Source organism: Halopseudomonas sp. Lyrl_26, assembly GCF_051948695.1.
In the GTDB taxonomy this organism is placed as follows: domain Bacteria; phylum Pseudomonadota; class Gammaproteobacteria; order Pseudomonadales; family Pseudomonadaceae; genus Halopseudomonas; species Halopseudomonas formosensis.
The window spans coordinates 1-15,403 of record NZ_JAYJLH010000009.1; the positions used below are offsets into that span (position 1 = coordinate 1).

Here is a 15,403-nt window from a genome sequence, read left to right on the forward strand (position 1 = left end):
GGAATGCCTTGCAATGAGGGAGGAGACCATATACGTCCCTCCCGGGGACCCGGCATTCCATATGGGAGATCTGCCTGTTCGCGCTGATCGGTTGGGGTGATCTACCCCTTGCTTCAGCCCGCCCGGGTATGCGAGGTTAGCCCCATTATCCCCGCCACGGGGTGTCCTTTTCAGGGGTTTACCATTGAGTGATTTCAGTCAGCAGGATGTTCAGATCCTGCGTCGGGAGCCGGGTTTCCGCGGTTTCTACCAGATGGATGTTCTGACCCTGCGTCACCGGCTGTTTGCCGGGGGCTGGGGGCCGGAACTGCGGCGCGAGCTGTTCGTGCGGCGCGACGCCGTGTGCGTGCTGCCCTACGATCCCTGGGAGGATGCCGTGGTGCTGGTCGAGCAGATGCGCGTCGGTGCGCTGGACAAGCGCGCCAGCCCCTGGATGCTGGAACTGGTCGCCGGATTGTTCGATGAGGGCGAGTCGGCCGAGGAGGTGGCCCGTCGGGAGGCCCAGGAGGAGGCCGGGCTGGAGCTGCGCGAGCTGATTCCCATCACCCGCTATTTCCCGTCACCGGGGGGCAGCAATGAGCATGTGCATCTGTTCTGCGCCCTGGTCGACAGTCGCGGCGTCGGCGGCATCCATGGCCTGGCCGAGGAAGGAGAGGATATCCGCGTGCAGGTGCTGAGCCTGGCCGAGGCCCGGCAGGCGCTGAGCGACGGGCGTCTCGACAACGCGGCGAGCATCATTGCCCTGCAGTGGTTGCTGCTCAACGGCCAGCACGTGCGCGAACAGGCGGGGCCGCGACCATGATGGTCGCACGCAAACCCCGCTATCGTGTGGATCTGGTGGCATTGCAGGCGGTATGCGAAACCAACTTCGTCCGCTTGCACCAGTTGATGCCGAGCATGGCCGAGCAGAGCGAACGGCAGATTCCCCTGGGCGTCGACGGGCCGGAACAGCAATTGGTCATCCGTGTGCTGGAACGCTGCCCCTATACCACGACCTTGCAGTTGCGGCACGAGCGCCGCCGGGACTGGCTGCAGCCGCCGAGCATGGAAGTGCGCCTGTACCACGACGTGGGCATGGCCGAGGTGGTCGCCGCCTACAACCGCCGGCGCTTCCGCGGCGTCTACCCCTATCCCAACGAGCAGATGCTGCAGCCGGACGAGAAATACCAGCTCAACCGCTTTCTCGGTGAATGGCTGGGCTATTGCCAGCGTCACGGCCTGAGCGACCGGCCGCTGCCCCTGGGGCGCTGAGCGGATGCACGGCGCGGGCCCGCAGAGGCATTTTCTGTTCGGAGTTGTGAGCCAGTCACTGGATTGTCGGGGCGTCTGTTGCCATCATGGCGGGAAATTCTGAGGGAGCGGCAATATGACATCGGATGCCCAAGGTTTTCCCGGTTCCGTCTGCGTGGTGCAGCTGACAGACAGCCATCTGTTTGCCGATGCGCAGCAGCGCCTGCTGGGGATAGATACCCTGGCCTCACTCAATGCGGTGGTCGATCAGGTGCTGGTCGAGCAACCCCGCATCGACCTGGTACTGGCCACCGGCGATATCGCGCAGGACGCCTCGCCCCAGGCCTATCACAGTTTCATCAGGACCGTCGGTCGCATCCCCGCTCCCTGTTGCTGGATTCCCGGCAACCATGATGACGCGACCCTGATGGCCGAGATCGGAGATGCGCAGGGCCTGAACCGGGACTGGGTGGATGTGGGCGCCTGGCGCATCGTCTTGCTCGACTCCAGTGTGGCCGGATCCGTCTCCGGCGTTCTCGAGCAGCCGCAGCTGCTGCAGCTTGATCGGGCGCTGGACAGCGCCGGCGAACGCCATCTGCTGTTGTGTCTGCACCACCATCCGGTACCCATCGGCAGTGCCTGGATGGAACCCCTGGGGCTGCAGAACGCCGACCGCCTGTGGCAGCGCCTGGACGCAGAGCCGCGGGTACGGGCGGTGCTCTGGGGCCATATCCATCAGCAGCTCGAACAGCAGCGCGAAAGCGTGCGACTGCTGGCCAGCCCATCGACCTGCGTACAGTTCGCCGCAGGCAGCAGTGATTTTGCAACCGATCAGCAGGCGCCGGGATACCGCTGGCTGCGGCTGCATGACGACGGGCGCATGGAAACCGGGGTGTCCCGGCTGGCGCCCGGCAGCTTTCCCCCGGAAGCCGGTGCCTCGGGTTACTGACGCAGGCGCGCCCATGCGCTGCGGCCGGATAGAATGCTATGCTGGACCACCCCGAGGGGATGCCGTACCCGCTCTGAATGATCAAGGAAAATCAGACAATATATGTCCCAATCGTCCTACAACGCCGATGATATTGAAGTACTCAGCGGTCTGGACCCGGTGCGCCGTCGCCCGGGCATGTACACCGACACCACGCGTCCCAATCACCTGGCCCAGGAAGTCATAGACAACAGTGTCGACGAGGCGCTGGCCGGCCATGCGCGCAGCGTGACCGTGATCCTGCATCAGGACAACGCCCTGGAGGTGATCGACGACGGCCGCGGGATGCCGGTGGATATCCACCCCGAGGAAGGGGTGTCCGGCGTCGAGCTGATCCTCTCCCGGCTGCATGCCGGCGGCAAGTTCTCCGGTAAGAACTACCAGTTCTCCGGCGGCCTGCACGGAGTCGGTATTTCGGTGGTCAACGCCCTGTCGCTGCGACTGGAGGTCAAGGTGCGGCGCGATGGCCAGGAATACGCCATGGCCTTCGAGCATGGCAACAAGGTCAGCGAGCTCGAGGTGATAGGCACCGTCGGCCGGCGCAACACCGGGACCACGGTGAAGTTCTGGCCCGATGCAAGCTACTTCGATACGGCGAAGTTCAACGTCAACCGGCTGTTGCATCTGCTCAAGGCCAAGGCGGTGCTGTGCCCGGGTCTGAAGGTGGAGTTCGACGACCGCCAGTCCGGAGAGAAGACCAGCTGGTACTACGAGGACGGTCTGCGCGACTACCTGACCGACGCCTGTCAGCAATGGGCCACGCTGCCGCAGGAGCCCTTTACCGGCGCCATGGCGGCGAGCAAGGAAGCAGTGGACTGGGCCCTGTTCTGGCAGCCCGAGGGAGGCGAGCTGGTCCAGGAAAGCTACGTCAACCTGATTCCCACGGCCCAGGGCGGCACCCACGTCAACGGCCTGCGTTCCGGCCTGCTGGAGGCCATCCGCGAGTTCTGCGAATTCCGCAACCTGCTGCCCCGGGGCGTCAAGCTGGCCCCCGAGGATGTCTGGGAGCGGGTCAGCTATGTGCTGTCGGTGAAGATGGCCGAGCCGCAGTTTTCCGGTCAGACCAAGGAGCGACTGTCCTCCCGTGAGTCGGCCTCTTTCGTCTCCGGCGTGGTCAAGGATGCCTTCAGTCTGTGGCTGAACCAGCATGCCGACATCGGCCAGCAGATCGCCGAAATGGCCATAGATCATGCCAGCCGGCGCCTCAAGGCGAGCAAGAAGATCGAACGCAAGCGCATTACCCAGGGACCCGCGCTGCCGGGCAAGCTGGCTGACTGTGCGGGTCAGGACAGCCGCCGTTCCGAGCTGTTCCTGGTCGAGGGGGACTCCGCCGGCGGCAGCGCCAAGCAGGCCCGGGACAAGGAGTTCCAGGCCATCATGCCGCTGCGCGGCAAGATCCTGAACACTTGGGAAGTCGACTCCGGACAGGTGCTGGCCTCCCAGGAAGTGCACAACATTGCCGTGGCCATCGGTGTGGATCCGGGCTCCGACGACCTGTCGCAGCTGCGTTACGGCAAGGTGTGCATTCTCGCCGATGCCGACTCCGACGGTCTGCACATTGCCACCTTGCTCTGCGCCCTGTTCGTGCGCCACTTCCGCCCCCTGGTGGAGGCCGGGCATGTGTTTGTGGCCATGCCGCCGCTGTATCGCATCGATATCGGCAAGGATGTGTTCTACGCCCTCGACGAGGCGGAGAAGGACGGTATCCTCGACCGCATCGAGGCCGAGAACAAGCGCGGCAAGGTCCAGGTCACCCGCTTCAAGGGGCTTGGTGAGATGAACCCGCTGCAGCTGCGTGAAACCACCATGGCCCCGGATACCCGCCGCCTGGTGCAGCTGACGCTGGACGATATGGAAGGCACCGAGGCGCTGATGGATATGCTGTTGGCGAAGAAACGCGCCGCCGATCGCAAGCAGTGGCTGGAAACCAAGGGCAACCTGGCGGAGGTGGTGGTGTGAGGGCCCTGGCCAGATGACCGCGGCACCGCCGCCGGATCGGCGGCTGGGCACGGTGATGATGGTGCTGGCCTGGATCGCCGGTCTGGCGGTGGCGGCTCAGTGGTTCGCCGGTGTCGAGGAGCGTCGACGCAATCCGAACCAGGCGCCGCTGTCCCTGCATACCGGGACGGCGGTGGAGGTACGCCTGGAGCGCAACCGCGCCGGGCACTATCTGGCCACCGGGCGGATCAACCAGCAGCCGGTGACCTTTCTGCTGGACACCGGCGCCACCTTTGTTGCCGTCCCTGCTGATCTGGCCGAACGCCTGCAGCTGAAGCGGGGCCGGCCGATCATGGTCAACACTGCCAATGGCCTGACCGAGAGCTGGAGCACCCGTATCGACACCCTGCAGCTGGGCGACATCCGTCTGCACGGGGTCAGTGCCGGCATAGTGCCCGGCATTCTCGGCGATGAGGTGCTGCTGGGCATGAGCGCCCTGAAGCAACTGGATTTTACCCAGCGGGGTAATGAATTGATTTTGCGCCAACATGTAGAGAGCAAACATGAGTGACAGTCTGGATCTGAGCCTGGAAGGCGTTGAGCGTCGCTCCCTGTCGTCGTTTACCGAAGAAGCCTACCTGAACTACTCCATGTACGTGATCATGGACCGGGCCCTGCCGCATATCGGCGACGGACTCAAACCGGTACAGCGGCGCATCGTCTACGCGATGAGCGAGCTGGGCCTGTCCGCCGCCGCCAAGCACAAGAAATCGGCCCGTACCGTGGGCGACGTGCTCGGCAAATATCACCCCCACGGCGACTCGGCTTGTTACGAGGCCATGGTGCTGATGGCCCAGCCCTTCTCCTACCGCTATCCGCTGGTGGACGGGCAGGGCAACTGGGGTGCGCCGGATGATCCCAAGTCCTTCGCCGCCATGCGCTATACCGAGGCGCGGCTGGCTCGCTACAGCGAGGTACTGCTGACCGAACTGGGGCAGGGCACGGTCGACTGGCAACCGAACTTCGACGGCACCCTGGAGGAGCCGGCAGTACTGCCGGCCCGGCTGCCGAACCTGCTGCTCAACGGCACCACCGGCATCGCGGTGGGCATGGCCACGGATATTCCGCCGCACAACCTGCGCGAGGTGGCCGCCGCCTGCGTGCGCCTGCTGGATGATCCCGGGGCGGGGCTGGACGAGCTGATGGAGCATATCCAGGGCCCGGACTTCCCCACCGAGGCGGAAATCATCACCCCGCGCCGCGAGCTGCTGAATCTCTACGCCACCGGGCGCGGTTCGGTCCGCTGCCGCGCGGTCTGGAGCCGCGATGACGGCGATATCGTCATCACCGCACTGCCGCATCAGGTGTCCGGGGCCAAGGTGCTGGAGCAGATCGCCGCGCAGATGCAGGCCAAGAAGCTGCCGCTGGTAGCCGACCTGCGCGATGAGTCGGATCACGAGAATCCGACCCGTATCGTCATAGTGCCGCGCTCCAACCGGGTGGATGCCGAGGAGCTGATGCAGCACCTGTTCGCCACCACCGATCTGGAAAGCAGCTACCGGGTCAACATGAACGTCATCGGCACCGATGGTCGTCCGGCGGTCAAGGGGCTGCATGCGCTGATCAGCGAGTGGCTGGGCTTCCGCATCACCACGGTACGGCGGCGCCTGCAGTACCGGCTGGACAAGGTGCTGGCCCGCCTGCACCTGCTGGACGGTCTGCTGATCGCCTTCCTCAATCTGGATGAGGTGATCGAGATCATCCGTACCGAGGACGAGCCCAAGGCGGTGCTGATGGCCCGTTTCGGTCTGACCGAGCTGCAGGCCGACTACATTCTGGATACCCGGCTGCGTCAGCTGGCGCGGCTCGAGGAAATGAAGATCCGCGGCGAGCAGGATGCGCTGAGCAAGGAGCGTGATCAGTTGCAGAAGACCCTGGGCAGCGAGAAGCTGCTGCGCAAGCTGGTGCGCAGCGAGCTGGAAGCCGATGCCCAGACCTACGGTGACGATCGTCGCTCGCCGCTGGTTGAGCGGGAGGAGGCCCGGGCGCTGTCGGAAACCGAGCTGGTGCCCTCCGAAGCAGTCACCGTGGTGCTGTCCGAGCGGGGCTGGGCGCGTTGCGCCAAGGGCCATGACGTGGATGGAGCGAGCATGTCCTACCGCGCCGGGGACAGATACCTGACCCAGGCGCCGGGTCGCTCCAATCAGCAGGCCGTCTTCCTGGACTCCACCGGGCGCAGCTATTCGCTGCCGGCCCACAGCCTGCCCTCGGCCCGCGGTCAGGGTGAGCCTCTGACCGGTCGGCTGAGTCCGCCGCCCGGTGCCGAGTTCGTCAGCGTGCTGCTGCCCGATGATCAGCAGCTGTATCTGCTGGCCTCCGATGCCGGCTACGGGTTCGTGGTGCAGGGCGCAGACCTGCAGTCGCGCAACAAGAACGGCAAGGCGCTGCTGAGCCTGCCCGAGGGTGGGCAGGTGTTGGCGCCGCTGGCGGTCAGCAGTCTGGGCAGCGATCAGGTGGTGGCCATCTCCAACGAGGGACGCCTGCTGGTGTTCCCGCTGAAGGACCTGCCGCAGCTGTCCAAGGGCAAGGGCAACAAGATACTGTCGATCCCCTCGGCGCGGGTGAAGAGTCGGGAGGAGTTCGTCGTCGGGCTGGCAATACTGCCCGAGGGCGCCAGCCTGGTGCTGACCGCGGGCAAGCGTACCCTGACGCTCAAACCCTCGGATCTGGAGCACTACCGGGGTGAGCGTGGACGGCGTGGCAACAAGCTGCCGCGGGGCTTCCAAAAGGTCGATGCGGTGCAGGTGGAAGGCTAGGTCTGCGGTGGAGGTGGCTCAGCTCCCTCCGGCGTAGCGCCGGTGCGCTACACCCCGTGGGGGCGAGCACTGGCTCGCCGGACTCTGTCACGGTTCGGCTTTCTCAGGCGCAGCGGGTACGCCAGCCTCCCTTCGGGTCAGTTGCTGCCGAGACTGTTCAGCTGTTGTTGCAGCCGGCCCTGATAGGGCTCCAGCAGGCGCTCGACGCAATGGGTGTTGGGTTGACTGGCCAGACGGCGCAGCACGGCCTTGTCCCGAAGCAGGCCGCTGCCGGCCAGCTCGCTGTCCAGCAGCAGCAGGTTGCGGCTGTGCTGCATGCGCTCGAACAGCTGGGCGCAATCCTCCGAATGCTGCTGCAGCTGATCCGGTTCGATACCCTGGCAGGGGGTGTGGCACAGGGCGATCTGGATATGCAGGGCGATGCCGGTATCGGCGATCTCTATCTGCAGGTTGTGCCCCACCACCCGCATCAGCTCACCGCAGCACAGCGCCGCACCCAGTGGGTCCGGATGCTCGGGGTGGAACAGGATGACACTGCTGCCATCCATCAAGGTATGCAGCTCGCCACCGTTGCTGCGACTGGACTCCTCCAGTTGCGACCGGTAACGCTCCAGCAGTGCCAGCAGCCTGGGTCGCGGCAGGCGATGCAGGGACTGCAGGTTGTCCAGGCGAATCGCCAGCACCGCACTGGCGGGTTGCTGTTCGACCGGGGCTGCCTGTTCCTGCTCGCCTTCGGTGAGCAGCAGGTCGATATCCTCCGGTCCCAGGTCGGCCTGGACCTCGTCGTCCATCCCGTTCGGCTCGGACGGATTCGGCGTCTCTTCGGCAGACTCTTCAGTGACCCTTTCCGGTGCCGGTTCGGTGTCCAGGTCATCCACGTCGTCAAACAGCGGATCAGGCTCGCGCTCCTCGTCGATGGTCGGCTCCAGCTCGGGTTCGAGTTCGGGCTCGGGTTCCGGCTCCGGCTCGGGTTCGGGCAGGGGTGGCAGGTCGGTGATGCGGCGTTCCGCCAGGCGCCGGGCGAGGTCGCCCAGTTCGTCGGGGCGGTGGATGCCCGGCGCCGGCTGATCACTGTCGCCATACCAGTTGCCGAGGGCGGCCAGAGTGCGGCGCATGCCGGCGCCGAAGCGCCAGGCCACCAGCCCGGCAATCAGCACCAGCAGGGCGAGACTCCATTGCAGTCCTTCCAGCATGCGCTGGGCCGGTACCAGAAAGGGATCGCGGGCCAGGCTCAGATGCAGCTGTCCCACCAGTTCGTCCTGCATGTGCACCGGAGCGATGAAGTGGCCTTCCCCGGGAGCCAGGGCGGAGGCTGAAGGCCTGCGGCCGGCCTCGGCCAGGGTGCGGTTGGCGGTATCGGCCAGGCTGGCATGTGCCACCAGAGGGTTCTGCGCCCACTGGGCCAGGCTGATATTCAGGCTCAGGGTGTCCCGGGCGGCAAGGGGCTCGGCCAGTTGCATGGCGATCTGGCGGGACAGCTCCACGCCGATGGCATCGGCCTGGCGCGCGGTGTCACGCTGCAGCTGGTACTGACCGAACCACAGCAGCGCCAGGAACGCCAGTACGAGCGGCACCAGGGCCAGCAGCACCAGGGTGCCGGGCAGCGAAATGCGCTTGTTGCGCAGTGAAGCATGACCGCGCAGGAAGAGGTTGTCAGATGAGTTCTTGGTCGGATTCAAGGTATGGCTCGATTGTGGTAGGGGCAGGCATGCAAAGTACGGCTAGTATAGCGATTCGCCATGGGTGTAAAAAGGCTGCAGCTGTGATGCGCCGGGCATTGCGGTTAGAATATCGGTTTCCTTTTTCTGACTGGAGCGACCCTTGAAGGAAATCGTCCTGATCAACATTACCGGCCCCGATCGCCCCGGTCTGACCGCGGCCATTACCGGTATTCTGGCCAGGGCCAATGTCGGCATCCTCGATATTGGTCAGGCCGTTATCCACGACACGCTGTCCTTCGGCATTCTGGTGGAGATGTCGGGGGATACCAGTGACTCAGACGTATTGAAGGACGTTTTGTTCCGCGGGTACGAACTGGACCAGCAGGTGCGCTTCACTCCGGTCAGCGCCGAGGAGTACAGCCGCTGGGTGACAGGGCAGGGCAAACCGCGGCATATAGTGACCCTGCTGGCGCGGCGGGTGACCGCCGAGCACATCGCCCGGGTCAGCAAGATCACCGCCCGTTACGGGCTGAACATCGACCATATCGACCGTCTCTCCGAGCGCATTCCCGATGGCATGCCCGCCGATCAGGGCAAGGGCTGCATCGAGTTCTCCGTGCGTGGTGAGCCGGCGGACCCGGCGGCGCTGCGTTCCGAGTTCCTGGCCATAGCCCAGGAGCTGAATGTTGATATCGCCTTCCAGCAGGACAGCGTGTTCCGTCGCAACCGCCGCCTGGTGGTATTTGACATGGACTCGACGCTGATTGACGCCGAGGTGATCGACGAGCTGGCCAAGGCCGCCGGGGTGGGTGACCAGGTCGCGGCCATCACCGAGCGGGCGATGCGCGGCGAGCTGGACTTCAAGGCCAGTTTCCGCGAGCGCATGGCATTGCTCAAGGGGCTGCCGGAAACGGTACTGGAGGATATCGCCCAGTCCCTGCGGCTGACCGAAGGGGCGGAAACCCTGATCAGCCAGTTGCGTCGTCTGGGCTACAAGACCGCCATTCTCTCGGGCGGATTCAGCTATTTTGCCGAACGCCTGCAACAGCGCCTGGGCATCGACTATGTCTACGCCAACGCACTGCCGATCCGGGATGGCGTGGTAACAGGGGAGGTGGAGGAGCCGATCGTCGATGGCGAACGCAAGGCTCTGCTGCTGCGCGAGCTGGCCCAGCGCGAGGGCATCAGCCTGGAGCAGACCATCGCCGTCGGTGACGGTGCCAATGACCTGCCCATGCTGTCGATCGCCGGCCTGGGTGTGGCCTTCCGCGCCAAGCCGCTGGTCAAGCAATCGGCCAAGCAGGCCATCTCCACGCTGGGGCTGGACGGCATACTCTACCTGCTGGGATTCCGCGACCGGGAAGGTTTCTGAGCGGCGCACCCGCCACTGGGACGAGCGGGTGCTCGTCCTCCCTGGGCTCTCCTGCCATGCCGGCCCCCGGGAACGTCGAGCACCAGCTCGATGAGCGCTTCAGCAGGCCATGACTTCAGCAGGCCACTGGTTGATAACTGGCTTCGGGTCGGCGAACCCCTTGGGCCGAGATCGGACCCGGCGGGCTGAGCTTGGCGCTGCAAGGTGCAGCGCAGTGCACTGCACCCCGGTGCGTTACTCCTGGGAGAAGTTGAAGTTCATGCTCTCGCTGGGCGGCTGCAGATAGTTGCCCTGGATGTAGTTCACTCCGGCCTGCCACAGGGTCGGCATCATGATGGCGCTGTCCACGTTGGACACTATGGTCAGCTTGCCCTGATTGTGCAGGGTGGCGACCATTTCCTTGAGCTGTTCGACAACCGCCGGATCACTCAGATCCCGGCTGAAGGACTCGTCGATCTTCACGTAGTCCACCGGCAGGTGCTTGAGTACCGCATAGGGGTTGAGTGCGCCGCCGAAGTGGCTCAGGGAGATCCGTGCGTGGAGTGAGCGCAGGGATTCCGCCAGTACCTTGGCATGCTTCAGGTAGTTGTTGGCATCGGCATCGTTGAACTGGAAGATCAGCGCGTCGCCGGGCAGGCGGCTCTCCTTGAGCAGCGACGATATCCACTTGACGATTTCCGGGTCCTGCAGGCTGGCACTGCTCAGGCTCAGCAGCAGGCGGGTGTCGGAACCTTTGCTGCGTTGCTGGCTCAGCAGGCTGACCGCACGGCTGATCAGCCAGCGATCCACCTCCATGGCCAGCCCCGACTCCAGTGCGGCGGACTGGAACTCGAGGGGCGCGATTTCCTCGCCCTGACTGTTCAGCAGTCGCAGAAAAACTTCATAGTGCTCGGCACTGTCGCCGCGCAGACTGATGATCGGCTGGAACTCCAGGCGGAAGGCGTCGGTTTCCAGAGCATGGCGGATCTGGGCGATGATATTACCCCGGTTGGCCATCTGCTCCAGCTCTTCCAGGGGGTTGAACACCTTGAGCGCGTTACCGCCGGCCTGGCTGACCTGCTCGGCAAGCCGGTGGGCGCGTTCAATCGCCTGGGTCGGTTCGTGATGGGTTTCACTGATCGAGGACACGCCGATACTGGCCGTGATGCGTACAGTGCGGCCGTTGGCTTCGAACAGGTTGCTTTCGATGCGCTTGAGCAGGGCCGGAAGCTGTGCAGTGACCGCCTCCGGCTCGCACCCCTCCAGCAGCACGCTGCAGGCGTCGTCGCCGAAGCGGGCCAGCAGCGCATCCTCGGGGAAATGCTGGCGCAGGATCTGCGCCAGGTCGGCCAGCACCAGGTCCGAGCCGCCGATACCGATGTCGGCCTGCAGGGCGCTGAAGGCGTCGATGCTGATATACACCAGGGTGCTGGGCTGGCTGCTGCTGACCGCCTGCTGGCTGACGCGGTCCAGTTGTTCCTGGAACCACGAGCGGTTGAACAGGCCGGTGACCAGATCGTGACTGGCCATGGCCTTGAGTTTTTCCTCGAACTCGGCGCTGGCGGTTTCCGGACGGATGACCACCTGGGTGCAGGGTTCCCCGTCGTAGTTGGCGGGGGAGAAGCTGAGCATGGCCGGGAATTCCTGGCCATCGGAGGTCACCGCGGTACAGCGGGTTTCGCCGTACTCGCCCTTGGCCGCATAGGTCCGCAGGAATTCCTTGAAGCTGTCCTGATCCTTGGGGGCTATCAGCTCCAGCATGGGTTCGGCAGCCAGATCGTCCGCATCCTCGTAGCCGAACAGCTGTGTATAGGAGCGGTTTGCGTAGATGTGCATGCCATCGAGTACATAGGCGATGGCATCCACCGAGCTGTCGAGCAGCAGCTGGCAGCGTTTTTCGGTTTCCTTCAGGGAGCGTTCGGCGATGCGCCGCTGCCGGCGCGCCTGCAGGTTGGTCAGCTCGCGCTTGACCACCAGGACCAGCAGGGCGTCGGAGTCGGCCTTGACCACGTCCTGCATGCCGGCGCGCAGCGCCACGGTGCGCAGTTCGCAACTGTCATCCGGGCTGAGCATGATGAAAGGCACGTCGTAGGACTGGCTGATGATCATGCAGGCTTCCTGCGCGGTCATGAAGCTGGTCTCAGGACAGGCCAGGCACAGGTCCCAGTTCTGCTGCAGCGATTCGTTCAGATCTTCTACCGACGTGATCCGATGTGCGCGTGTCGCGTGCCCCGCATTGCGCAGCACGCTCACCAGACGCTCCGCATTGTTCTGCGAATCGTCCAGAATCAAAACCTTTATGGCTTGTGTATCAATGGCCATGGTGTCCCGTTGTATCTCAGCCTGCCCATCATCCTTGCGGATCCCTATGGCCGAATCTACAGTGACTTCCAGAGTGAGTCAAAGTCGTCATCGGAGACAATGCTGAGACCTGTGGTTTCCGTCTCGTTTTTCACGGCGACACGGTCGCTGTCCAGCAGCTGATACTCGAACTGGCTGTAGCTGCCGGCGGAACTGAGGCGGCTGGTCAACTGGGCCCGCTTTTCCTGACCGCCGAGCAGCAGCATCACCTTGTTGTTGACCTGGAACGGCAGGCGCGGTGTCAGCAGGGTTGCCGGGCGGTCAATGGCCGTCACCTCGGGCACCAGCAGGGCGCGCAGGTATTGGCTGGGGTCGTCGGTCTTGCGCAGCAGCTTGACCGCGCAGGGCGTGCAGTGCGGCGCGATCAGCTCGATACCCATCTGGGTGCCGCCGCCGCGAACCTGGCGTATCCAGCGCACCACGGCCAGGCTCCAGCTCTGGTCCCTGTCCTCCTGAATGCCGAGCAGCTCGCCGGCCTGCAGCTGGCGCGGCACCTCCCGCGGCCAGGTCAGACAGAAGCCGCCCGGGCTGTGGTTGACGATGCGCAGGTTGTGCACCGGATAATGCTCGGCACCGTCCTCATCGTCTTCGCCATCCGCGCTGTAATCGATGCTTTCAACGGTACTGCCGGCCCATTCCACTGAGGGAGCGCCGTCAAAGGCATTGCTCCAGCCTTCCTGTCGCGCCCGCTGGGAGGACTCGGAGAAGGGGTTGGTGTTCTCGGCATTGATGAAGCGCGAGAAGCTCTTGTCCGCGACGTGGAAATGGGTGGCACTCATGCCGATGGTGACGCGCAGTTCGCCGCGGCCCGGCAGGCGGCTGAAGGTGCGCTCGGCCAGATCGCCCCAGGATTCACTGACATGCTGCAGCAGCTCCAGCCCCATGCCTTCGCTGATGACCAGGCGCGGATCGGACTGTTCGCCGTCGAGCATGTGATTCTTGATGGCTTCCACCAGCCGGCTGGTGTCCAGCCCCAGGCTGCCGGTCAGGTCTTCGGCCTGAACCAGGGAGCGGTAGCGAGGCGGGCAGTCCATGTCGGGGTTGATGATGAACAGGGCGCTGGGCGATTCCGGCTCGACCAGAGATGCCATGCTGCTCCAGCTCTCCAGCGCATTGTACAGACGGGTCATGCTGCTCTGGCGCATCTGGTTGGGGCGTGCGGTGCCCAGCAGCAGTATGGCCACATAGGTCTGTTCAATCGTGGTAGAGCGACCGCTGCCGCTCTCGCGGTCATTGATCGAGGTCTGGTGAAGCTTGCGCTGGCGGGCCAGGCGATACAGCTGATGGATCTCCAGCCAGATGCCGTCAGCTACCGGGCAGTACAGCTGGTAGGCGCGCAGGAGAGGGCCGCTGAGTGCCCGCATCGCGCGCTCGATCGCCAGACTCATCTGGTCGGCACGGTCACGGGGTTTCATGCTGCCTTCCTGGGTCACTACTATCTTGTAGCCGGTGGCCAGGTGGTTCTGCAGCGACTGGGCCAGATTGGCCACCTGGCGTGGCCGGTCCTCCAGCACGATGGACTGGTCCAGATAGTAACGCGACAGCGCGGTGCAGACGTAATGGACCTCGGGGCGAATCAGCTCCAGGATGGCCAGCCGGCGATCCGGGGCGATGGACAGCTGATTGATCTCGATCAGGCCCTGATACAGCTGGCGGGCGGTTTCGCCGATATTGGCCTTGGGCAGATTGGCGATCCAGTGCGCGATGCCTTTCTCGCTGGCGTCGGCAAAGCTCAGCTTGCTCAGCGTCTGCTCGGGCACACGCAGATTCAGGGGGTGGGTAGCGTCGTCCATAACCGTTCTTCTTTTCTTCCGTTGTAGGCCTTTGAGGCTGAATCGAGGTGGAATCAAGTCGGAGTCCAATACATGCGTTACGCCAGAAATGAGTAAGCTCAGACTAGCAGTACATCAGCACTCAAGCTAAGCGGTGAGTACCTGCGGTCTGGAACGGCAGCGGCGTCTTGCTGGTTTCGCCGGCCACCTCGCGCACCAGACGTGGTACCAGGAAGCCCGGCAGTCTGGCGAGCATCTCTGCGGCCAATCCCATGGCCGCTCCGTCGTCTACATGAAAATGCTGTGCACCTTTCACATGATCGAGAACATGCAGATAATAGGGCAAAATGCCATGATCGCCTAGGGTTTCGCTCAGCGAGATCAGGGTTTCCAGGCTGTCGTTCACACCGCGCAGCAGCACCGTCTGGTTCAGCAGGGTGATGCCTGCCTGACGCAGGCGGAGAACGGCGTTGCCGAGCGCTGCGTCAAACTCGTTGGCATGGTTGCTGTGCAGCACCATGACCACCGGCAGCCGGGTGCCGCACAGGGCGTCGATCAGCTCGCTGGTAACCCGCTGGGGAATGACCACCGGCAGCCGGGTATGCACCCGCAGGCGGCGCACATGCGGTATTGCCGCGATCTCCCGGGTCAGCCAGGCCAGGCGCTTGTCCGAGGCGGCCAGAGGATCACCACCGCTGTAGATGACTTCGCTGATGCTCTGGTCGCCACGGATATAGTCCAGGGCCTGCTGCCATTGCTCGGTGCTCAGGTTGTTGTCGCCATAGGGAAAGTGACGGCGGAAGCAGTAGCGGCAGTTCACCGCGCAGCCGCCGCTGACGATCAGCAACAGGCGTCCGTGGTATTTGTGGATGATCCCGGCGCGGGTATTGGTGTGCTGTTCGCCGAGGGGGTCGAGTACATAATCAGGGTGTTCCAGCAGCTCCTCACCCAGCGGCAGCACCTGTCGCAGCAGGGGGTCGTTGGGGTCGCTTTTGTGCATGCGCTCGACAAAGGGCTCGGGCACGCGCAGCGGGAAATCCGCGGCGCCGGCGCGGGCGCCGGCCAGCAGCGCGGGGTCCAGCTCGAGGCGCCTGAGCAGCTGTTCGGGGTCGGTGATGCTGCGCGACAGCAGGCTTTGCCAGCTGACAGACTCAACAGGCGCTAAAGATCCATGTATCATTGGGCAATTCCGCGCATGGGTGGCATGTACATCCGTCGGGCATTCACTGGGAATGCCGGCTGTGACCTGGGGTCGGCGCGTATTCGGATGTATCCGTTCAAACTGT

At 64.3% G+C, this 15,403-nt stretch carries 11 protein-coding genes; 7 read left to right on the forward strand and 4 right to left on the reverse strand.

Annotation, left to right across the window (positions count from 1 at the left end; translation table 11 throughout):
• The first annotated feature begins 184 nt into the window (after positions 1-184).
• The 6 genes from VF673_RS11235 (at position 185) to parC (ending at position 6,972) form a co-directional block, all read left to right on the forward strand.
• Positions 185-802 (forward strand): NUDIX domain-containing protein, encoded by a 618-nt coding sequence (locus tag VF673_RS11235; protein ID WP_440291998.1) that lies wholly within the window; start codon positions 185-187, stop codon positions 800-802.
• A complete protein-coding gene (locus tag VF673_RS11240) occupies positions 799-1,251 on the forward strand; it encodes a DUF1249 domain-containing protein (RefSeq protein WP_407046211.1) in 453 nt (150 codons plus the stop codon). The genes VF673_RS11235 and VF673_RS11240 overlap by 4 nt, the downstream gene beginning before the upstream one ends.
• Positions 1,252-1,366: 115 nt before the next feature.
• The gene (gene cpdA, locus VF673_RS11245; protein WP_440291999.1) at positions 1,367-2,179 is read left to right on the forward strand and encodes a 3',5'-cyclic-AMP phosphodiesterase; all 813 of its coding nucleotides are present in this window, start codon (positions 1,367-1,369) and stop codon (positions 2,177-2,179) included.
• A gap of 102 nt (positions 2,180-2,281) precedes the next feature.
• The gene (gene parE / locus VF673_RS11250) at positions 2,282-4,177 is read left to right on the forward strand and encodes a DNA topoisomerase IV subunit B (protein WP_090536605.1); all 1,896 of its coding nucleotides are present in this window, start codon (positions 2,282-2,284) and stop codon (positions 4,175-4,177) included.
• A 13-nt stretch (positions 4,178-4,190) separates the two neighbouring features.
• On the forward strand, positions 4,191-4,727 hold the full coding sequence (locus VF673_RS11255; RefSeq protein WP_235818547.1) for a retropepsin-like aspartic protease family protein: 537 nt from the start codon (positions 4,191-4,193) through the stop codon (positions 4,725-4,727).
• Positions 4,720-6,972 (forward strand): DNA topoisomerase IV subunit A, encoded by a 2,253-nt coding sequence (parC, locus tag VF673_RS11260; protein WP_440292000.1) that lies wholly within the window; start codon positions 4,720-4,722, stop codon positions 6,970-6,972. Before VF673_RS11255 ends, parC begins: the two co-directional genes overlap by 8 nt.
• A gap of 137 nt (positions 6,973-7,109) precedes the next feature.
• Here parC and VF673_RS11265 read toward each other — a convergent pair whose 3' ends face one another.
• Positions 7,110-8,651, reverse strand: coding sequence for a hypothetical protein (locus VF673_RS11265; RefSeq protein ID WP_440292001.1), 1,542 nt, complete (start codon positions 8,649-8,651; stop codon positions 7,110-7,112).
• Between the two features lie 142 nt (positions 8,652-8,793).
• Here VF673_RS11265 and serB point away from each other — a divergent pair, with 142 nt between their 5' ends.
• Positions 8,794-10,005 (forward strand): phosphoserine phosphatase SerB, encoded by a 1,212-nt coding sequence (gene serB / locus VF673_RS11270; RefSeq protein WP_440292002.1) that lies wholly within the window; start codon positions 8,794-8,796, stop codon positions 10,003-10,005.
• Between the two features lie 234 nt (positions 10,006-10,239).
• On the opposite strand, the gene VF673_RS11275 is transcribed toward serB, so the two are convergent.
• From VF673_RS11275 to epmB, 3 genes are all read right to left on the reverse strand, one after another.
• Positions 10,240-12,306 carry an EAL domain-containing protein gene (locus VF673_RS11275; RefSeq protein WP_440292003.1) on the reverse strand — a complete coding sequence of 689 codons (2,067 nt, stop codon included), beginning with the start codon at positions 12,304-12,306 and terminating at the stop codon, positions 10,240-10,242.
• Positions 12,307-12,362: 56 nt separating this feature from the next.
• Entirely contained in the window at positions 12,363-14,138 is a 1,776-nt protein-coding gene (locus VF673_RS11280) for a molecular chaperone (RefSeq protein WP_440292004.1), read from the reverse strand.
• Between the two features lie 121 nt (positions 14,139-14,259).
• Positions 14,260-15,297 carry an EF-P beta-lysylation protein EpmB gene (gene epmB, locus VF673_RS11285; protein ID WP_440292005.1) on the reverse strand — a complete coding sequence of 346 codons (1,038 nt, stop codon included), beginning with the start codon at positions 15,295-15,297 and terminating at the stop codon, positions 14,260-14,262.
• Positions 15,298-15,403 lie beyond the last annotated feature (106 nt).